The organism is Propionispira arboris (genome assembly GCF_900109225.1).
Classification (GTDB): domain Bacteria; phylum Bacillota; class Negativicutes; order Selenomonadales; family Selenomonadaceae; genus Propionispira; species Propionispira arboris.
Map to the genome: position 1 here is coordinate 130,812 of NZ_FNZK01000009.1, position 20,078 is coordinate 150,889.

At 37.4% G+C, this 20,078-nt stretch carries 17 protein-coding genes; 12 read left to right on the forward strand and 5 right to left on the reverse strand.

Going from position 1 to position 20,078, the window contains the following annotated elements; genetic code table 11:
* The first annotated feature begins 491 nt into the window (after positions 1-491).
* The gene (locus BMY14_RS10480) at positions 492-1,916 is read left to right on the forward strand and encodes a sugar porter family MFS transporter (RefSeq protein ID WP_091831561.1); all 1,425 of its coding nucleotides are present in this window, start codon (positions 492-494) and stop codon (positions 1,914-1,916) included.
* A gap of 146 nt (positions 1,917-2,062) precedes the next feature.
* Positions 2,063-3,595 (forward strand): phosphohexomutase domain-containing protein, encoded by a 1,533-nt coding sequence (locus BMY14_RS10485; RefSeq protein ID WP_091831531.1) that lies wholly within the window; start codon positions 2,063-2,065, stop codon positions 3,593-3,595.
* Positions 3,596-3,664: 69 nt separating this feature from the next.
* Here the strand turns inward: BMY14_RS10485 and nrdG are convergent, their stop codons facing one another.
* The 4 genes from nrdG to BMY14_RS10505 all read right to left on the reverse strand — a co-directional run bounded on the left by nrdG (position 3,665) and on the right by BMY14_RS10505 (position 8,082).
* On the reverse strand, positions 3,665-4,168 hold the full coding sequence (gene nrdG / locus BMY14_RS10490; RefSeq protein WP_091831533.1) for an anaerobic ribonucleoside-triphosphate reductase activating protein: 504 nt from the start codon (positions 4,166-4,168) through the stop codon (positions 3,665-3,667).
* Complete coding sequence (gene nrdD / locus BMY14_RS10495; protein ID WP_019553580.1) at positions 4,155-4,439, reverse strand: anaerobic ribonucleoside-triphosphate reductase; 285 nt, start codon at positions 4,437-4,439, stop codon at positions 4,155-4,157. Before nrdD ends, nrdG begins: the two co-directional genes overlap by 14 nt.
* A gap of 48 nt (positions 4,440-4,487) precedes the next feature.
* On the reverse strand, positions 4,488-6,749 hold the full coding sequence (locus tag BMY14_RS10500; protein ID WP_091831535.1) for an anaerobic ribonucleoside triphosphate reductase: 2,262 nt from the start codon (positions 6,747-6,749) through the stop codon (positions 4,488-4,490).
* A 280-nt stretch (positions 6,750-7,029) separates the two neighbouring features.
* A complete protein-coding gene (locus tag BMY14_RS10505) occupies positions 7,030-8,082 on the reverse strand; it encodes a mechanosensitive ion channel family protein (RefSeq protein ID WP_019553582.1) in 1,053 nt (350 codons plus the stop codon).
* Positions 8,083-8,258: 176 nt separating this feature from the next.
* Here BMY14_RS10505 and BMY14_RS10510 point away from each other — a divergent pair, with 176 nt between their 5' ends.
* The 10 genes from BMY14_RS10510 (at position 8,259) to bioB (ending at position 18,405) form a co-directional block, all read left to right on the forward strand.
* On the forward strand, positions 8,259-8,795 hold the full coding sequence (locus BMY14_RS10510; RefSeq protein WP_091831537.1) for a GNAT family N-acetyltransferase: 537 nt from the start codon (positions 8,259-8,261) through the stop codon (positions 8,793-8,795).
* Between the two features lie 601 nt (positions 8,796-9,396).
* Positions 9,397-10,269 (forward strand): GGDEF domain-containing protein, encoded by an 873-nt coding sequence (locus tag BMY14_RS10515; RefSeq protein ID WP_019553585.1) that lies wholly within the window; start codon positions 9,397-9,399, stop codon positions 10,267-10,269.
* 335 nt (positions 10,270-10,604) lie between these two features.
* On the forward strand, positions 10,605-11,198 hold the full coding sequence (locus BMY14_RS10520; RefSeq protein ID WP_091831539.1) for a TMEM165/GDT1 family protein: 594 nt from the start codon (positions 10,605-10,607) through the stop codon (positions 11,196-11,198).
* 141 nt (positions 11,199-11,339) lie between these two features.
* A complete protein-coding gene (locus BMY14_RS10525; RefSeq protein ID WP_091831541.1) occupies positions 11,340-11,939 on the forward strand; it encodes a DedA family protein in 600 nt (199 codons plus the stop codon).
* 162 nt (positions 11,940-12,101) lie between these two features.
* A complete protein-coding gene (locus BMY14_RS10530; RefSeq protein ID WP_091831543.1) occupies positions 12,102-13,106 on the forward strand; it encodes a LacI family DNA-binding transcriptional regulator in 1,005 nt (334 codons plus the stop codon).
* Positions 13,107-13,331: 225 nt separating this feature from the next.
* Positions 13,332-14,087 carry a nickel pincer cofactor biosynthesis protein LarB gene (gene larB / locus BMY14_RS10535; RefSeq protein WP_019553589.1) on the forward strand — a complete coding sequence of 252 codons (756 nt, stop codon included), beginning with the start codon at positions 13,332-13,334 and terminating at the stop codon, positions 14,085-14,087.
* A 5-nt stretch (positions 14,088-14,092) separates the two neighbouring features.
* The gene (larC, locus tag BMY14_RS10540; protein WP_091831544.1) at positions 14,093-15,373 is read left to right on the forward strand and encodes a nickel pincer cofactor biosynthesis protein LarC; all 1,281 of its coding nucleotides are present in this window, start codon (positions 14,093-14,095) and stop codon (positions 15,371-15,373) included.
* Complete coding sequence (gene larE / locus BMY14_RS10545; protein WP_091831546.1) at positions 15,370-16,173, forward strand: ATP-dependent sacrificial sulfur transferase LarE; 804 nt, start codon at positions 15,370-15,372, stop codon at positions 16,171-16,173. The genes larC and larE overlap by 4 nt, the downstream gene beginning before the upstream one ends.
* A 61-nt stretch (positions 16,174-16,234) precedes the next feature.
* Positions 16,235-17,194 (forward strand): alpha/beta hydrolase, encoded by a 960-nt coding sequence (locus BMY14_RS10550; RefSeq protein WP_091831548.1) that lies wholly within the window; start codon positions 16,235-16,237, stop codon positions 17,192-17,194.
* A 242-nt stretch (positions 17,195-17,436) separates the two neighbouring features.
* Entirely contained in the window at positions 17,437-18,405 is a 969-nt protein-coding gene (bioB, locus tag BMY14_RS10555) for a biotin synthase BioB (RefSeq protein ID WP_091831550.1), read from the forward strand.
* 40 nt (positions 18,406-18,445) lie between these two features.
* Here the strand turns inward: bioB and BMY14_RS10560 are convergent, their stop codons facing one another.
* Positions 18,446-19,414 carry an AEC family transporter gene (locus BMY14_RS10560; protein WP_091831552.1) on the reverse strand — a complete coding sequence of 323 codons (969 nt, stop codon included), beginning with the start codon at positions 19,412-19,414 and terminating at the stop codon, positions 18,446-18,448.
* Positions 19,415-20,078 lie beyond the last annotated feature (664 nt).

Here is a 20,078-nt window from a genome sequence, read left to right on the forward strand (position 1 = left end):
AGTGTTGAGTAACTAAAAAAGTAAAGATAAAAGATTTTAATTGTAAAATATATGCTGTTTTATTTTTATATAATGCGAAAAAAATCTGAAAACGTTGGACCCGATTTATATCAAAATAAATCTTGTTTAAAAATATAACATAAATTTTTTTATATTGTTTTGTGAGTATTGTATTGTGCTTGAGCACTTTTTTTATTATTTTTTATTGGATGAAATGGGAAATATAGCTAATCTATTTATATATTGACGTAAACAATACAAAGTGATATATTGTAAATAAGAAATGTGCTCAAGCACATTTGATCGAATATGAATGGTGAAGCGTGAACTAATTAAATTGATATTGGTGCTTTGGCTGCAAAAACAGTTTTGTTAGGGATGTAAAAAAGCATTTGACTTCCAGGACAAATGCACGAATCGAGTACACTTTAAAGCGAAGAGGCTATGAACTTTTGGTAATGTTTTATCTGAGCAGAAGGGATGTTTTTGATATGCAAGAAAACGTACAGGAAAATTATGGACTATTACAAACAGCAGCGGAATGTAAAGCCAGGAAGATGAGGCTTTATATTTTTTTTGCGGCAGGCATGGCAGGGCTGCTTTTTGGTTTAGACCAAGGCGTTATTTCGGGTGCGCTGCCTTTTATTAGCCAGGAATGGCAGCTTAGCAGTAATTTACAAGAATGGGTCGTCAGTTCCATGATGGTGGGAGCTGCAATGGGAGCCTTGCTGGCAGCGTTCTTATCGGCAAAGCTTGGCAGAAAACGCAGTTTGGTGCTGGGAGCAAGTTTGTTTATTGTTGGTTCGCTTGGTTCAGGACTGGCACCAAGTGTAGATATATTGATTGTATTTCGCTTAATTTTAGGCGTATCGGTAGGTATTGCTTCTTATACAGCTCCTTTATATTTAGCGGAAATGGCTACAAAAGAATCTCGTGGTAAGGTTATTTCAGGCTATCAGCTCATGGTCACAGTAGGGATTCTGGCAGCTTTCCTCTCGGATACAGCTCTTAGCTATAGTGGATCATGGCGTTGGATGCTAACAGTGATTGCCGTTCCGGCTTTTATTTTGTTAGCGGCACTTACCCGTTTGCCTGATAGTCCAAGATGGCTGGCGACAAAAGGCCGCTTTGAAGAAGCAAAAAAAGTCTTGCACTCATTGAATTCAGATGCGGCGGAGGCTGATGAAGAATTAGCAGATATCAAAGAAACACTAAAAGTAAAACAGGCTGGCTGGTCACTATTTAAAGCAAACAAAAACGTGCGGCGGGCAGTGTTTTTAGGCGTTTTATTACAAGTGATGCAGCAATTCACGGGATTAAATATTATCATGTATTATTCACCGAAAATTTTGAGCTTGGCTGGTTTTGCAAGCATGGAAGATCAGATGATTGGTACCGTATTAAACGGGATTGTCTTTGTGCTGGCAACCTTTATTGCGGTTAATATGGTTGATAAATCAGGACGAAAACCAGCATTGAAAATAGGTTTTTTTGTTATGGCATTGTCCATGTTTATTTTAGGGGCTTGTTTATATTCCATTGATGGCGGCAATACTGCTATTTGGATTGGGTATGTATCAGCATCCATGACACTTTTATGTATTGCAGGTTTTGCTATGAGTGCAGGACCGGTTGTGTGGATTTTATGCTCAGAAATTCAACCTTTGAAGAGTCGTGACTTTGGTATTGCGTGTTCAACGATGACGAATTGGATTTCTTGTGCTGTTATTGGCGCTACTTTTTTAACGTTAGTAGATACATTGGGAGCAGCAACGACTTTTTGGTTATATGGTGTAATGGATGTTTTATTTATAATCTTCACGATATACTTAGTTCCGGAAACTAAAAATGTTTCATTGGAAAAAATTGAAAAGAATCTTATGTCGGGTAAAAAACTAAAAAATATTGGGGTTTGATACTATGACGTAGAGAATATTTTCAATAAAATATTATAACGTTATAGCAGGTAAAGTTCACTTTTTCGGGAATATTATTTTATAAGAGACGCTATATTATAGAGCCTGCTTTTTTATAGGTAATATGTAAAACATGGGGTGATTATGTGTCATTATCTAGACAAAATTTACTGGAATTGCAAAATGGGAGTGATGTTCGTGGTGTGGCTATGGCTGGAGTCAGTGGTGAAGCGATTACATTAACGGATGAGGCCGTAAATCGTATTGCGGGAGCCTTTGTTCACTGGCTGGCAGCACGAACTGAAAAGGACGTTTCGCAGCTTAAGATAGGTGTAGGTCATGATTCGCGTATTTCGGCAGAACGTTTTAAAGTACAAGTATTAAAGGCAGTTACGTCATTAAAAGCGAATCCTTTTGATTGTGGATTAGCATCTACGCCAGCGATGTTTATGTCGACAATTTTTACGGAACTGAACTTTGATGGAGCGATTATGCTTACGGCAAGTCATTTACCATACAATCGAAATGGAATGAAATTTTTTACAAAAATGGGTGGACTTGAAAAAACTGAAATTACTGAATTGCTGGATAGTTCAGTTTCATGTCCACCTGGTGAGGCTGACATAAAAAGAGTAGATAAAGTCAATCTTATTCAAATATATAGTACTAGTTTATGTGAAAAAATTTGTAAAAGTATTGATTCGCGCGATCAGGAGAAACCGCTTGAGGGATTGCATATTATTGTGGATGCGGGAAATGGGGCTGGCGGATTTTTTGCAACACAAGTGCTTGAAAAACTTGGAGCGGACATTTCCGGTAGTCAGTTTCTTGAACCGGATGGATATTTTCCTAATCATATACCGAATCCAGAAGATGAAAAAGCGATGCTTTCTTTGCAAAATGCAGTTTTACAATCAAAAGCAGATTTAGGCATTATTTTTGATACAGACGTTGATCGGATGTCAGCTGTTTTGAAAGATGGAACGGTGGTAAGCCGTAATGCAATTATTGCAATGATGGCAGCGATTGTGGCTCGAGAAGCTCCTGATAGTACGATTGTTACCGATTCTGTGACATCCGATATGCTGACGGAGTTTATTGAAAAAGATCTTGGCTTAAAGCACCGGCGCTTTAAACGTGGGTACAAAAATGTTATTAATGAATGTATTCGTTTAAATAATTCTGGGGTGCTGTCACCGTTGGCGATTGAAACGTCAGGACATGGTGCATTGAAAGAAAATTATTATTTAGATGATGGTTCGTATTTAGCTGTGAAAATTATTATTGAAGCAGTTCATTTAAAGCGGCAGCATAAAGAACTCTCGGCTTTGATTGCCAGGCTCAAGCATCCTTATGCAGACTACGAATTTCGAATGAAGATTTTAGATAATGATTTTCATACATATGGTCAGTATATCTTGGCTGTATTTGAAAAGTGCGCGAAAGAGAAGGGACTTTTTGTTGTGCCTAATTCTTATGAAGGGGTACGAATTGCGTTTTCAGGAGAAACAATTCAAGGCTGGGCACTTTTACGCACATCGTTACATGATCCGGTTATGGCATTAAATATAGAAGGGCATCGTTCGGGTGATTGTAAAAATATCTTAGATTTGGTTAAGACAATGCTGGAAGGCTGTGTAAATCTTGATAAGAATACGCTGAATGTACTCGTTGTCTAATTCGCTAATGTGCTCGTTCCATAAAAAACCGGTTAGATTTGTTCATTTTGAACAAATCTAACCGGTTTTTTAATTAAATTCTTTTCGTATGATCTTGCCTTGTTCACGAGTTTGCTTCATGTCAATTAAACGTTGATTGCGGCTGCCACGAAATTGTAGAGTTAAATCTCGTTCGGCGATTATGAATTTACCATCGATTAAAACATCCGTCTCGTCAAGCAGCGCATTGACCATGACGGAATTCATGGCTTGAAGTTCTTCGAGTGTGTAACCGGTGTAGGTTGTGACATCAAAACCTTTTTTATGAAGCATTTTTGCGAGTATTGCGAGTGGTTCGGCTTGCAAAAATGGCTCACCACCGCTAAAGGTTACACCTTGTAATAAGGGGTTTTCACAAATTTCCGTAAAAAGTTTTTCAATCGTGACATTTTTTCCTGCTGTGTAATCATGCGTATGCGGATTATGGCAGCCTTCACATTTATGGGGGCAGCCTTGGGTAAATATAGTGAAGCGAATCCCTTCGCCATCAACTACGGATTCATCAACTGTTCCAGCAATCTTAATTGAGACCATGTTTCACACGATCGTGTTCTTCAGAGCGTTTGGCGTTGTTCCAACGGTCTGTCGTACCGACTAAATACCCTGTAATGCGGCGAATTCGTTCAAATTTTGCGGGACGAAGCTTATAATCGAGCGCAATATCGCCTCTGCCTGCATCGGAAATAGAGACAGTTTCAATGACTTCATTGGTTTGTGATTGAATATGATTTATATAACCGACAACCTCTGTTTCAGACATATTTTCAAACCCATTTACTGTAACTTCAATACCATTTACTAACATAATAAATTCTCCCCTTTTATTTAAATTCATTTATTTATCAGGATGCAGTTAATTGCAGCATTGCATCCTGGGAATCAGCATTCTGAGCATATGATCTTTTTCACTGCGGCCGCATTTTGGACATACATTGTCAATGATGCCATTATAGCCGCAAATCGGGTCACGATCAATGGGGTGATTGACAGAACCATAACCAATACCGCTGTCATGCATGCAACGGATAATCGCTTCAAACGCAGCAAGGTTTTTTGTTGGATCGCCATCCATTTCTACATAACTAATATGACCAGCATTTGTCAAGTTGTGATAAGGACCTTCGATTTGGATCTTTTTGAAAGCCTTTATGGAATAATAGACCGGTACATGGAAGGAGTTTGTATAATAATCTCGATCGGTTACACCTGGAATTACACCATAAATTTGTTTATCCAATTTTACGAAACGACCGCTGAGACCTTCCGCTGGTGTTGCCAAGAGTGTAAAGTTGAGACCCGATTTTTCCGCCTCATCATCCATGCGTTTTCGCATATAACCAATAATTTCAAGCCCTAGTTTTTGTGCTTCGGCGGATTCACCATGATGTTTGCCGATCAGTGCTTTTAATGTTTCAGCAAGACCAATAAATCCCATGGACAATGACCCGTGTTTGAGGATTTCAGCGACAGTGTCATCACGGCCAATATCATCTGAATCAATCCAAATACCTTGCCCCATTAAAAATGGATAATTACGACCTTTTTTTGTACATTGGATTTTAAAGCGATGCAAAAGTTGACGAATAACAAGTTCTATAATTTCATCAAGACCAGTATAGAATTTTTTTAAATCTCCCTTTGCTTCGATAGCAATACGTGGTAAGTTAACACTGGTAAAACTTAAATTACCGCGACCGCATGTTGTTTCACGAGTTTTATCATAAACATTACCCATAACTCTCGTCCGACAGCCCATATAAGCGATTTCAGTGTCATAGTCGCCCTCTTTATAATATTGTAAGTTGAAAGGAGCATCAATGAAACTGAAATTTGGGAAAAGACGTTTTGCGGATGTCTTTATAGCTAGTTTATAGAGCTCATAGTTTGGATCACCTTGATTATAATTGATTCCTTCTTTTACTTTAAAAATTTGTACAGGGAAAATAGGTGTTTCACCATTTCCTAAACCGGCATCGGTGGCAAGCAAAAGATTGCGAATTGCCATTTGTGCTTCAGGTGATGTATCTGTGCCATAATTAACGGAGCTAAAAGGAACTTGAGCACCAGCACGAGAATTCATTGTATTGAGATTGTGAACAAAAGCTTCCATAGCTTGGTAGGTGGCTTTCTCGGTATCAACGAGAGCTGTTTTTACTGCATAATCATGTGTTTTAGCAGCTTGGTCCGCGGTGATTTCCTGAAAATGTAGTTCCTTTTGGTGTTTTGGCAGATAGGTAATCATATCTTTGCGTACTTGTTTTACGGAACTCATTCGAATTTTTGTTGGAATGTTTTTTGCTGCTGCTTTTGCTAATAACTCAGCATCTTCTAACGGCATCTCGGTTATGATTGCTAAATATTGAGCAAAGGATTTTATGTATTGTTTCTGAAAAGTTTTTGCAACACCTGGTGCCATTGCATAATCAAAATTTGGCACGGATTGACCACCATGCATTTCATTTTGATTTGCCTGAATTGCTATACAGGCAAGAGCGGCATAGGAACGAATATCGTTTGGCTCACGTAAAAAGCCATGCCCTGTCGAAAAACCATTATGAAATAACTTAATGAGATCAATCTGACAACATGTTTCTGTCAGCATGTAAAAATCTTTATCGTGAATATGAATGTCGCCATTGATGTGCGCTGCAGCGATGTCTTTTGGCAGAATATAGTTATCGATGAAATACTTTGAACCTTCAGAACCATATTTAAGCATTGTTCCCATTGCTGTATCTGCATCAATATTGGCATTTTCGCGCTTAATATCCGCATCTTTTGCATTTTTGAAAGTCAATTCATTATAGATAGCCATAAGGTCTACTTTTGCCTGACGTATTTTTGCATGTTCAGCTCGATACAAAATATATGCTTTGGCTGTACTGGCATAGTTACAAGCAATCAAAACTTGTTCGACAACATCTTGGATTTGTTCAACATTTGGAGTTTTATTTTCATTAAATTTTGCTATGACTTGTTTTGTAATGTCATCTACCTGCTGCAATGAAAAAGTAGCGTCAATTGATTCAAGATTTGCTTTACGAATGGCATCTGTTATTTTTGCCGGGTCGAATGTGACTATGTCACCATTGCGTTTCGTGATGTTTTGTATCATTTATACAATCTCTTTTCTCTCAAATTTACTCTGACTAATTTCTATTGAATACAAATTATATTACTATATGTATTGATTTGTGTCAATGGATAATACTACATGTAGTATTATCCAAGGCGATTTTATTTATAATAATACAAATAAAGTGCATTGTTATGTTAGGTAATCTTACTCATTTACAAGATGTTTCGTGCACTTACAGCAGGGGCTGAAGATTATTTTGTATAAAACTTTTTATTAAAAAATTTGCCAGAGTATGATCAGCTGGCAAATTTTTTAACTAAGTGGACTGTTTTTCCTGATGAATTGTTCGAATTGGGAAGGGAATGACAATACCTTCCTTACGATAGCGTTTTGTTAAGGCTTTTATGAATTCGTGTTTTAACAGGTATTGATTCGAAAATTGGCTGGCACGTAAAAAGACATTAAAATTTATACTATACTCGGCAAATGTATGAAAGGATATAGACGGTTCATAATTGATAGCCCCTTCATCCAGCTGCATAATCTCGCGTGCTACCTCTAATGTGATACGTTCCACTTCATCTAAGTCACTATCATAACTTATGCCAACGGCAATGCGGACCGAAATATCTTGTTTTGGCATACTGTAATTCGTTAAAATTGCTGAGGCAATTTTTTGATTCGGAACGATAATGATATTATTGGATAGTGATTGAATAGAAGTAAAACGCCACGTAATATCTTTAACACAGCCGACTTCCCCCGTACTGAGTTCAATATAGTCACCTAAGCGGAGTTGTTTGGAAAGAATTAAATGCAAACCGGAAAAAATATTCGTTAAAGTCTCCTGAAGCCCCAAGGCCAGGGCCATACCGCCAACACCCAATGCGGTTATGATTGGGGTAATCGAAATACCATAAGACTGTAATATGACGAGGATGCCTATGGTATAGATAATAATATTGACGGTATTGGTTAAAAGTGAAGTTTTAGGCATTTCCGGGCTGCTTCGTTTTGTCTGCATATCGATCATTCCGACCAGGGTTCGTGCGATCACCCGTGTAAGCGTAAAAATGATGACCGTGAATAGAATATAAGAAAGCATTTGCTGCACGGTCGGGGGAATGTCGAGGGCGTGAATGGTCCAATAAAGACCAACACCAGAGCACCAGGAAATAGACATACCACGTAATGCATTGACAAAAACATATTGTATGGATTCTGGTTTTAAAGCTAATTTGCTGTTAAGCTTACGGTTTATAAGCTTATTTAAAAAAATACCGATGCCTAAGGCGGCAATCTGGATACATAGAGGAATAAAAAGTATCTGGAATATATGTTGCCAGTTTATAGTTAAATCATAGAACAAAGGGAGGCCCTCCTAAAAGAAAAATTCACTTTTGTTTATGGCAAAAATGTTACGCTCAATCATTATACTACAAAACAGAAATTTTGATTAGTAGGAAATTTGTTGCTTTTGTGCAGGACTTTTTAACTTTTTAGCTAACGATTACTAGGAAGAACGAAATGAAATGGGGGCAGAATATGAAAAAAGAAATGATTGTAAAAGCAGGAAAACGCTTGCGTTTTCGCCAAGCTGATGAAGTGGATTTGGACTATATTATGGATGCTGAATATATATCGGACAACGCAAAATACGTTATTCCTTATACACGTGCCACACATATGTCGACACTCAATACAAAAGGGGCCGTGCACCTTATTATAGAAACGCTCGACGGTCTTGAAAAAGTAGGTTTTTTGATGATTGCCGGTCTTGATAATCCAGCCAAAGAAATTGAATTTACGCGGATTATTTTAGCAGTAAAAGGAAAAGGTTATGGACAGGAAACACTGCAAATGTTGCTTTCGTGGGCATTTGATGATCTTAAGTTTCATCGCGCCTGGCTCGATTGCAAAGATCATAACGCAAGGGCATTGCATGTTTATGAGAAAGCTGGTTTTCAGCGAGAAGGGCTTATCAGAGAAACAATTTTGACCGATGGAATTTATGAAAATCTTGTAATTTTAGGCATTTTGGATCGAGAATACTTCAGTGTACAAAATGGAAAAAAAGCATAACATTAAGAGGATCACTTTCACGGGTGATCCTCTTGGTGTGTTTTCTGTTACGTGAAATAAATTTGGCTTTTATCGTCGTTTTTTACTTATGAAAGAAAATTAATGGAAAATTATGAAGGCCCCATTGTTTTTTTGAAATCCATTAAGTGTATAAAATACAAATGTGAGACAGCCCATGTGAAGAGAAATCCAAGCAGTACAAAAATCAAAAATTTCAATATTCCATTATTATTTTTCTCCATAAAATCCTCCTGATTGGCTCACGGCGGAAATAGTTTGAAGCTGCTATTGGATAAAGTAAGTTAATACCTTAATTATACAATAGTTTCCATGAAAAAGAATATAAAATTTTATCAAAAGGGACATAAATGTGTACAGAGAAATGTACTTTGTTGTATAATGAAAACAAGATAAAGTTAGACTGGAGGGTTACTTTGGAATTTTAAATAAAAAGTTCTTTGGATTGCTTTTCTGGGGGAACGAGTCTGTTTTTACTAAATGAAAAAACCGAATATTTGGTAAAAATAAAAAATTCTTTATGTGATTCATCCGCTTGCTTTATGTTATGAATTTATTGGCCTTGAAAGGAGGGCATATAATCATGGAAGCATGTTTAGAGTCAAGATTGCATTATGATAAGGAACGCTACCATTTACTGTTAACACATCTGGATGCCATTACGTATGAATATGATATTGCAAAAGATATCATGGCTTTTAGTGATGCAAAACATCCCCATGATAAGAAATGCATTGAGCAGTATCGCAAAAAACTTTTCACGGTGAATAGAAATCTCGTACATGTTGATTTTTTTGATAAACTTTTGGCAATTTATACAGGACAAAATTGTAAATCCCAAGAAGTGCTTATCGATTTGCCGTTGAATCCACAAGGAAAATTTTACTGGTATGAAATTACGAGCGAACAAATCAAAGATGATGCTGGTAAAATCACGCATACAATTGGTGTTATGTGGAATGTCGATGAAAGGATGCGAGAATGTGATACACTTCGTTTTCGTTCAGAACAAGATCCACTTACGGGGCTGTATAATCGTGCGGGTACAGAAAAAGCCATTGATCTTTATTTATCAGGAAAAGGCGGTCAGGTCGTAAGTGCGCTTTTGCTATTAGATATTGATAATTTTCAGCAAATTAATGATACGAGGGGGCATCATTATGGTGACCAGGTTTTGCATGGCTTGAGTAAAGAAATTCAAAAATTATTTCGTTGTAGTGATATCCTGGGACGTGTGGGCGGTTCGCGGTTTGTTGTATTAATGAAAGATATTGCTGAAATTGGTATTGTTGATATCAAAGCAGGCAAGCTGAGTGGCATTTTCAATGGCGGGAATTCAGAACTTTATGCGCCGGATGCAACGTGTAGTGTGGGGGCAGCGATTTATCCTCATAATGGAGCATCTTATATTGAACTGTTAGAACATATTGAAGAAAAGATCAAAAAATTAAAGTAAAAGGATTGAATTTAAAACTTGTTTTATGATGAAGAATCTATGAAAGCAAAGGGCTGACAATGATGCGGATGCATGGTTGTCAGCTTTTTTATCTTGACAGTTGGGTCATTTTTTAGTACGATTTGAATGTGTATTTTACTAAAGGGGAGTAGCTCTTTGGGATAAGTCAACATACTGGTGGTGTAATGCTATCTGGCTTATCTGATTGATTTTATAAATCAAAAGCGAGACCTTTAGCGTGATTATTTTTTATCACGCTAAAGGTCTCGCTTTTTTTATGGAATCATTTTCTAAAGTTGTTATTTCGTGTTTGGTCGAAAGAAGGAGAGAATAAGATGACAGCTTTTTTAACCGCGTTAGTTTTTGTTGTTTTAGCTGAAATGGGAGATAAGACGCAGCTTTTAGCTATGGCGTTTGCTACGAAATATCCTTGGAAAGTGGTCATGAAAGGGGTTTTTGCGGCTACAGTTTTTAACCATTTATTAGCGGTGGTTGTTGGGGCGTATTTAAATGAATTTATTCCTTTGTATTATATTCAAATTGCCGCAGCTTTATCTTTTATCGTATTTGGTTTATGGACAATTCGTGGTGATGAATTAGGGGATGAGACCAGTGATTCCAGGCACGGACCGTTTTGGACCGTGACGATTGCATTTTTTCTGGCAGAAATGGGAGATAAGACGCAGTTTGCCACAATTGCCTTAGCGGCGCAATTTAATGCGATTATTCCCATTTGGCTGGGGACGACGACTGGTATGATGCTGGCAGATGGATTGGGAATTGTCCTTGGAATTGTTTTAAATAAAAAGATTCCCGAAAAGACGATGAAGTGGGGTGCAGCTATTATTTTTATTGCGTTTGGAATATTTGGGCTATATGAAGCTCTGGCAGTTCAAGCATCAGGGGTTAGTGTATCGAGTTCTTTTTAGTAAAAACGATTGTTTTAATATATAGAATGCAGTTTATACAGAAAAAATTTTATGATTTTGTATTGATAGTGTATACTTTAAATAGAGTGATCTTTAAATAAATTTATTAAACATGCTTACAGGCAGGGAGAGAAGGATTGAATGGAACAACTATCACAAATTTTTCTTGATTTTATTAGTACATGGGGATACGTTGCTGTTGCTGTATTAATGGCGATGGAAAATGCTTGTATCCCGATTCCGAGCGAACTTGTTTTAGGTTTTGCCGGTTATCTTGTTTTTGCCGGGCAGATGGATTTTTCGGGTGCGGTAGTTGCTGGAATGATTGGCGGGATGCTAGGTTCAATTTTTGCTTATTATGTTGGTTATTATGGTGGCCGACCTTTTGTTAATAAATATGGAAAGTATTTTTTAATGTCACCATCCCATGTTGATACAGCACAGCGTTGGTTTGATAAATATGGTATTAAAGCTGTATTTTTCAGTCGGATTTTGCCAGTGGTCAGAACCTTTATTTCACTTCCAGCTGGTTTTGCCAAAGTATCCTTTAAACAGTTTATATTTTATACGTTTTTAGGTTCTCTGCCATGGACGATCTTAATTTTGTATTGTGGAATGATCCTTGGTGAGAATTGGCAAGTTATGCGACAGGTCGGTCATGAAGCGAGTCTTGTATTTGTTTTTGCAGCGGCTATTGCTCTCATGGTATGGTATTGCTACAAGAAAAAACGGCAAAATTAAAAAATAGATTAATGAATAATAATGAGAGAATCTGTATATGGATTCTCTCATTATTTTGTAATTCTATAGAATTGGTTGAATGTTTATAAAATGAATTGTATACTTATAAAGAACCGTAAAATTGTTAAGAATAAATGAAATTTTAATATAGAGGTACAAAATGTGAAAAAAAATATAACCATTGTAGAAGTTGCCGAAAAAGCTGGAGTATCAAAGACGACGATATCCAGATATTTAAATGGTAAATTTGAATTCATGTCACAAGACTCAAAAGAAAAAATTGCCCGTGTGATTGAAGAACTTGGCTATCGTCCGAATAATCTGGCACGCAGCCTAAAATCAAAGCGCAGCCGGATTATTGGTGTTATTGTATCGGATATTGGCAGTCCTTTTTCTTCTATTTTGCTCAAAGGAATTAGTGACTGTTGTGAACGTTATGGCTATGGAGTTTTGATTACGAATACCAATGATAACCCTAAAAAAGAACGTGATTATATTTTATCGATGCTTGATCAGCGCGTTGAAGGGATTATTGTTAATACGACGGGACAAAATGATGATTTTTTACGACAAATTGGCAAGGGGAATGTTCCGCTTATTCTTGCGGATCGTGCAATTGAGGAAAAAATGTTTGATACAATCCGGTCGGCAGATTATCCAATCACGATAAAGGTAGCGGAGCATTTAAAACAACGTGGCTTTACTAGAGTAGGCTGGTTTGTGGAACCGCTTAATAACGGTGCAAGGATTTTGCGCCATAAAGCTTATGTTGCAGCCTGTAAAGAAGTTCTTCATATTGAACCACAAGTATATATTATGGAAGATAAGTCATCTCTGGCTGTTGAAAAACTGGTACAACAGTTTATAGATGCCAATGGTTCAGAGCGAAAAGCAATTTATACAGCCAATGGTGTTGTTACACTGCATATTGTAAAAGCTTTGCAACGGATGGGTATTCATTGTCCGGACGATTTGGGTTTGTGCGGATTCAATAATTGGAACTGGACAGAACTTGTTGGTGGCGGCCTGACGGTTGTGGCTCAACCAAGTTATAAAATTGGGCGTGAAGCAGTAAAACGGATGATGTTTCGGATACATCGCAATCATAACGCAGCACCGCGGCTGATTGAGCTGGAGTGTGAATTGATTGTGAGACATTCAACCTGAAAAGGAACCGTATAGTTTGTGAGAAAAAGATCGAAATGGCAGAAGCTGATTTTCGGTCTTTTTTTAAATTTATGACGAATCAGACTTGACTTAGAGTTGACTCTAGATATTATAATAAAATCATATATATAGCGTATTCTAATTCGTTTTATATAGTGAAAATAGAAAAATATTTATCGAATCAAATCATATGAAGTCTGATATAGAGTGAAGTGGTGAGAATATATGAATGAAAAAGAAATTTTAGATTTGCTTCAGGCGTTTAAAGATGGCAGTATTTCTGGTGATGCTGTAGTAGAAAAAATAAAAAAAATCCCTTATGAGGATATCGGTTTTGCGAAGCTGGATCATCATCGCAGCATGCGACAAGGTTTTCCCGAAGTTGTTTTTTGCCAAGGAAAAACCATTGAACAGATTGTTGAAATTATGCAACGCTTAGCGAAGGAAAGTCAAAGCAATATTTTAGCTTCTCGGGCGACGCCAGAAATGTATGAAGCGGTTTTTTGCAAACTCCCCGAAGCTGAATATAACGAATTGGCACGGGTTATTTTTCTTAAGCGGCAGCAAAAACCTATCGATCAGGCACGAAGTATCTTAATTTTGACAGCCGGGACAAGCGATATTCCGGTTGCTGAAGAAGCGAAAATGACGGCCGAACTTATGGGGAATGTTGTCGTTACTTGTTATGATGTGGGCGTGGCCGGGATTCATCGGCTTTTTGCTAAAAAATATTTGATTGATGCTGCTAATGTCATTGTTGTAATTGCTGGAATGGAAGGTGCCTTGGCAAGTGTTGTGGGGGGGCTTACTGATAAACCTGTAATTGCGGTGCCGACAAGTATTGGTTATGGTGCTTCTTTTCAAGGACTGGCAGCTCTTTTATCCATGCTTAACAGCTGTGCAGCCGGGGTTGCTGTAATGAATATAGATAATGGTTTTGGTGCGGGGAAATTAGCAAGTACCATAAATCATATGAGGTGAATGAATTGAACGCTATTTATTTGGACTGCTTTGCGGGCATTAGCGGTAATATGCTTTTAGGAGCATTTTTACAGGCTGGAGTGCCGGAAAGCTACTTAAAGACGGAACTTAGCAAATTATCTTTGGCAGATGAATTTCAGCTTATTGTAACAAAGGTAAACAAAAATGGTATCGAAGCCTTGTATGTTGAGGTTGATTTATTACCAAGCCGTGCAAAAACCGTGACTTTACATCACAGCCATGACCATAATGATCATGACGACCATAGTCATCATCATGAGCCGGTAGATGGACATTTACATCGGACTATGACCGATATTCGTCGACTCATTGAAATGTCTACCTTGGATTTATCCGTTAAGAAAACTAGTATTTTGATTTTTGAAACATTGGCACAAGCTGAGGGAAAAGTGCATGGAAAGCCAGCTCATGAAGTGCATTTTCATGAAGTTGGAGCGATAGACTCTATTGTTGATATTGTTGGAACGGCAATTTGCCTTCAATATTTGCAAATTGAAAAAATATATGTGTCAAAACTAAATGTTGGTGGCGGCTTTGTGAAATGTGCGCATGGTTTGATGCCAGTACCAGCACCAGCAACGGCAGAACTTCTCAAAAATATTTCTTTTTATGGTGGTACTATTGAGAAAGAACTGGTTACGCCAACTGGGGCAGCTGTGATTAAAGCCTTAGCGAATGTGGATACAACAGATTTACCAGATGGATTTACACATAAGATGGTTGCGTATGGTGCGGGAACATGGGATCTTGTTATACCAAATGTTTTGCGTATGTATATCGGGCATATCGAGTTTGTAAATAAGAAATCAAAAAAAATGTTAATAGAAACCAATATTGATGATTTAAGTCCACAGGTTTATGAATATGTATTTGAAGGTTTATTTAAAGCTGGGGCAAGAGATGTTTGGATTACACCAATTATGATGAAAAAAAGCAGACCGGCACAAATTCTGTCGGTGCTGGTTGATGATGTGCATGTGCAAGTTTGCCAAGACCTTATTTTTAAGGAAACATCGACAATTGGTCTGCGCATTCAGGAGGTTGAACGCATAGAAGCCAAACGGACAGTAACAAGTGTTTTGACTAATTATGGAGAAATATCTTGTAAAATTAGTTATTATGGTGATGCTGTAAGTAATATTTCAGTTGAGTATGAAGACTGCAAAAGATTGGCTCTGCAGTATGATGTACCTCTTAAATTGATACAACAAGAAGCATTGCAAATGGCACATGCTTTATATTCAAAAAGAAAAGAAGGAAAATGATTGTGGAAAAAGAAAATAAATTATTGGAAATTTTACGCGATTATGGTTCTGTCGTAGTTGCTTTTTCAGGGGGGGTTGATAGCTCGGTTTTATCTAAAGCAGCTAAGCTTGTTTTGGGCGATAAGGCGGCAGCAATTACAGCCGCTTCGGAACTGCTGCCGAAAGAGGAATTGACGGATGCAAAAGAAGTTGCGGCAATTATTGGAATTGAACATAAAGTGATCTCGGTACAAGACTTAGCCAATCCCAAATTTGTCGTAAATGATCGTGAACGTTGCTATTATTGTAAGGAAAAACGTTTTGCCCTTTTGACCACATGGGCGCAAGAACATGGCTATCAAAAGGTTGTAGAAGGATCCAATCTGGATGATGATGGAGATTATCGTCCCGGCATGAGAGCTTTACGAGAAAATGATTTTGTGGCATCACCACTTGCTATAGCTGGATTTAACAAAAAGGATATACGGAATTTAGCAAAAAAATGGAATCTGCCTGTATGGAATAAACCAAGTGCGGCATGTTTGGCTTCACGTATAAGTTATGGACTTGAAATTACAGCGGATCGATTAAAACAGGTAGAGCATGCGGAGCAAATTATTCGACAGTATGTACAAGGACAGCTTCGGGTTCGGCATCATGGGAATTTGGCACGGATTGAGGTTGCGACCGAGTTTTTGCCGACCTTACTGGATCATGATGTGAATGAGGAAATCATTCGCGAAATTAAAAAAATTGGCTTTACCTATGTGACTCTTGACTTACAGGGGTATCGGATGGGGAGTCAAAACGAGATACTATAAAAAGAACCCACTCATATTTGAGAATGAGTGGGTTTTCAATTTTTGCTTTGGGGGCATTTTTATGAAAAAACAGCATGTTTTGCGAGTGATAGGATGGTTCTTGCTGTTTATAATGGTCATAGGTATTGTTTTAATCAATGGAATTGGACTTTATGCTGGAAATTGGTTTTATGAAGAAGTCGATGTGGCTTATGTACGGGAACATCGGGGCGAGGATAGCAAACATCAAGAACTTTTAACGGAAGGAAAAGCAACGAAAGATTGGCAAGATGTGGAACTTATTTCGAAACATGGTTATAAATTAAAGGGAACGTATATTCCAAATTCACAAAAATCCCAGAAAACTTTGATTTTTTTACATGGATTTACGAAAAACCGCTTATATGGATTGGACTATGCAAGAATGTATTTACAAGAGGGCTATAATCTTTTACTTGTTGACTCGAAAGCACATGGTGATAGCGGGGGCAGTGCAGTTAGCTGGGGAATACAAGAGAAAGATGATGTGGATTCCTGGGTGGATTGGGCGCAACATAAATTTCCTGATGGGATCATTGGGGTTCATGGTGTATCGATGGGGGCAGCAACAGCGCTTATGTACGCTGGTTTTGATGAAACGCAGCATAAAGTGGCTTTTTATGTAGCAGATAGTGCTTATTCGCAGCTAGAGCCACTGTTGAAAGAGAAAATAATTGAACAAATAAAATTGCCAGAGGATTCTTTTTTGCCAGATGTATTGCTTTTTTATAGTAATGTAGTATCCTATTATAAAAATCGCTATACATTTCACGGCTCGTCACCGCTTACCGCGATCACAGCAGTTACAACACCCATCCTGTTTATTCATGGTGGAGCAGATACGTTAGTGCCGCCAAAAATGAGTGAAGACTTGTATGCGTCAGTCAAAGGCCCTAAGGAACTACATATATTTCCGCAAGCAATTCACGCCTGTGCAGTTTATCAGGATCGCAGACAATATACACAGATCGTGCAAACGTTTATTGAAAAGTATGGAAAATAAATGTAAGGCAAAATAATTGGTTAAAAGAATAGTTAACCTTATTTTAGTATATGGTTGACGAAGTGCCTTCGCTGAAATATAATAAATAAAGTATATAATGCATTAAAGAAAGTACATCTCGCCTATCAGTCTGCCGGGAATGGTATATAGGCATTCCATTCCTGACGATTGCTATATAGAATATTTAATGCAACTTATATAGAAATGAAATATATTATTATTTTAAAGTGAGGCCAATGTTTATGACGCAACAAAGTAAAGCAAAAAATCTTGCATCGGAAATTATTCAGGGCAGACGTTTGAAACGGTGTGAAGATCTATCGTTTTTTATTACTATGGATTTAGAAGAATTGAGATGCGGGGCAGATCAGATTCGTCAACATTTTTGTGGAAATCATGTTGATTTATGTACGATTATCAATGGACGCAGTGGTCGCTGTGGTGAAGACTGCAAATATTGTGCTCAGGCGGCTTGCCATCATACGGGGATTGAAGAATATCCATTTATGGATAAAAAAGAAATTATTGCGAATGCATTGTGCAATGAAAAAGAAGGCGTGCATCGTTTTGGCGTGGTAACATCAGGCCGTTCACTATCGGGTGAAGATTTTGAAAAAGCTCTTGATACTTATAAGGAAATGCGGGAGACCTGTCATATTGATATTTGTGCGTCCCATGGTTTTTTGACAGCGCAGCAGTTTAAAAGACTGCATGAAGCTGGAATTAGCAGTTATCATCATAATATTGAAACATCAAAACGATTTTTTCCATCTATTTGCTCTACGCATACATATGAAGATAAAATAAAAACAATTAAAATAGCTCAAGCTGAAGGTTTATGCGTATGTTCAGGCGGAATTATTGGCATGGGGGAAACGTGGGAAGATCGTCTTGATATGGCAATCAGTTTAGCTGAACTTGGAATTGAATCGATTCCAATTAATGCTTTAATGCCAATTAAAGGGACAAAGTTAGGAAATTTACCTCAGATGCCAGCGGAAGATGTTTTGCGAACGATTGCCTTTTTCCGTTATATTAATCCGACAGCGAATATAAGATTAGCAGCAGGTCGAAAAATTATGCCTCATAATGGCGAAACAGCTTTTTGTGGTGGTGCAAGTGCTTCGATTACAGGAAATATGCTGACGACTTCTGGTACGACGATTCGGGAAGACGTGGCAATGCTGGAACGGTTGGGTTTTAATAAATAAAGGAACTAAAAAAGTTTGCATATAAAATATGCAAACTTTTTTATAATGTATTTCCGCTTGTTATATAAAAGAATAATAAGGGGAATACAATTAGTAAATAAATGACTGTAGTCAAAATAAACGCGGCTATTGTTAAATCAACATTTAATTTAAAGAGGCGAGCGGTTATGACGGCATTGATTGCAGTAGGTGTAATAGCTAAAACCATCATTGTACCAAGGATAATTTGATCGGTAAACAAGTGCGTAATCATAATATATACAACCAAAGGCGTCAATATGAATTTTATAGGAACCAAATCGAATATTTTATGATAGTATTTTTGTGCAGCATGCAAATTAATGAGGTAACCGACGGGGAGCAGGGCTGTCCAGGCACCAATATGAATTAAAGAGGAAAATACAGTCGATAAGATAGCGGGACGAGGAATGTCAGCCCAATAAAGAAACATTCCTAAAAACATTCCCAGGACCGGTAGTTGGTTCCAACTTAAAAACATATTTCGAAAATCAAGATGCAGGGTTCTTTTTGTAGTGGTGGCCGTATATTGTTGATAATAATATTGTGCTAATGGAAAACAAAATAAGACCAGTACCATATTTTGAAATATACCGACCATTTGGGCATAGGCAAAGCCGATTTCACCATATAAAATGAAGGCGCATAATCCTCCCAGGGTACCCAGATTTGATAACATAGAGGAAACAAGATAACTGCCGCGATCCAACGGGTTTTGGTATCGGCGTAGTGCTGTAAAAGCACTGATAAGACCGGGGATAATACAAAAAATGATACCAAAAACTGGAAGCCAAATCAATTCAAGGGTCAAAGGCAAAACCCAAAAACTTAAAATTGTCAAAACGGTACAAACAATAATAATATTAAATTTTATTAACCAATTACAAACTTCACCGCTCAGCCATTTTTTTTGGTGTATATAATAACCAATCAATAATGGTAAAATTAAGTCAGTAAATACAAAAACAATTCTAAGTTGTGCAGTCTCCATGAAAAACATCTCCTTGCTCATACGATTTATATTATTCGATAATGTATAGAGTAGTCAATTAATCCTACCATTTAGATAGTTTTTTTACAATGACAGCAAAAAGAAAAAACTCTTTTTGAAATTTAAAGGCTGCATTTTTATTACGTTTATATGAAGAAATAAAACAAAAAAATATTTAACTGAAAGTATTGACATGGAAATTAAAATCATGTATTATATTACAAGTCGCCAATAACAACGGCGAAAACAAAAAACGAAATCACAGATGTGCTTGTCTTTAACGTAAGACATCAACTGGTTTCGAAAAAAGATATTGACAACCGCTTGCGGATGTGATAATCTATACAAGCTGACTTAAGCAAGTGCCAGCAACGTGTTCTTTGAAAACTAAACAATGTAGAAAACAAAAAGATATATGTACACCAACATGTATCAAGCCAGATGTGCGGTTTTCGAACGCTTGCGTTTGAAAACAACAACTAACAATTTCTTTTAACAAAAAAGATAATTTAGATTTTTAAAGAGCCTATCAAGGTTCTCTAATATAATTTATTGGAGAGTTTGATCCTGGCTCAGGACGAACGCTGGCGGCGTGCTTAACACATGCAAGTCGAACGGAACTAAGCTTAACACCGAATCTTTTAAAAGTAGAGATGTTAAGCCG

What these genes read in the sequence shown, in the direction of transcription:
- BMY14_RS10525 (WP_091831541.1), top strand. Translation starts at nt 11,340, where the DNA reads ATGGAACAACTATCACAAATTTTTCTTGATTTTATTAGTACATGGGGA.
- BMY14_RS10480 (WP_091831561.1), top strand. Translation starts at nt 492, where the DNA reads ATGCAAGAAAACGTACAGGAAAATTATGGACTATTACAAACAGCAGCG.
- BMY14_RS10550 (WP_091831548.1), top strand. Translation starts at nt 16,235, where the DNA reads ATGAAAAAACAGCATGTTTTGCGAGTGATAGGATGGTTCTTGCTGTTT.
- BMY14_RS10510 (WP_091831537.1), top strand. Translation starts at nt 8,259, where the DNA reads ATGAAAAAAGAAATGATTGTAAAAGCAGGAAAACGCTTGCGTTTTCGC.
- BMY14_RS10520 (WP_091831539.1), top strand. Translation starts at nt 10,605, where the DNA reads ATGACAGCTTTTTTAACCGCGTTAGTTTTTGTTGTTTTAGCTGAAATG.
- nrdD (WP_019553580.1), bottom strand. Translation starts at nt 4,439, where the DNA reads ATGTTAGTAAATGGTATTGAAGTTACAGTAAATGGGTTTGAAAATATG.
- nrdG (WP_091831533.1), bottom strand. Translation starts at nt 4,168, where the DNA reads ATGGTCTCAATTAAGATTGCTGGAACAGTTGATGAATCCGTAGTTGAT.
- BMY14_RS10560 (WP_091831552.1), bottom strand. Translation starts at nt 19,414, where the DNA reads ATGGAGACTGCACAACTTAGAATTGTTTTTGTATTTACTGACTTAATT.
- larB (WP_019553589.1), top strand. Translation starts at nt 13,332, where the DNA reads ATGAATGAAAAAGAAATTTTAGATTTGCTTCAGGCGTTTAAAGATGGC.
- BMY14_RS10515 (WP_019553585.1), top strand. Translation starts at nt 9,397, where the DNA reads ATGGAAGCATGTTTAGAGTCAAGATTGCATTATGATAAGGAACGCTAC.
- bioB (WP_091831550.1), top strand. Translation starts at nt 17,437, where the DNA reads ATGACGCAACAAAGTAAAGCAAAAAATCTTGCATCGGAAATTATTCAG.
- larE (WP_091831546.1), top strand. Translation starts at nt 15,370, where the DNA reads ATGATTGTGGAAAAAGAAAATAAATTATTGGAAATTTTACGCGATTAT.
- BMY14_RS10500 (WP_091831535.1), bottom strand. Translation starts at nt 6,749, where the DNA reads ATGATACAAAACATCACGAAACGCAATGGTGACATAGTCACATTCGAC.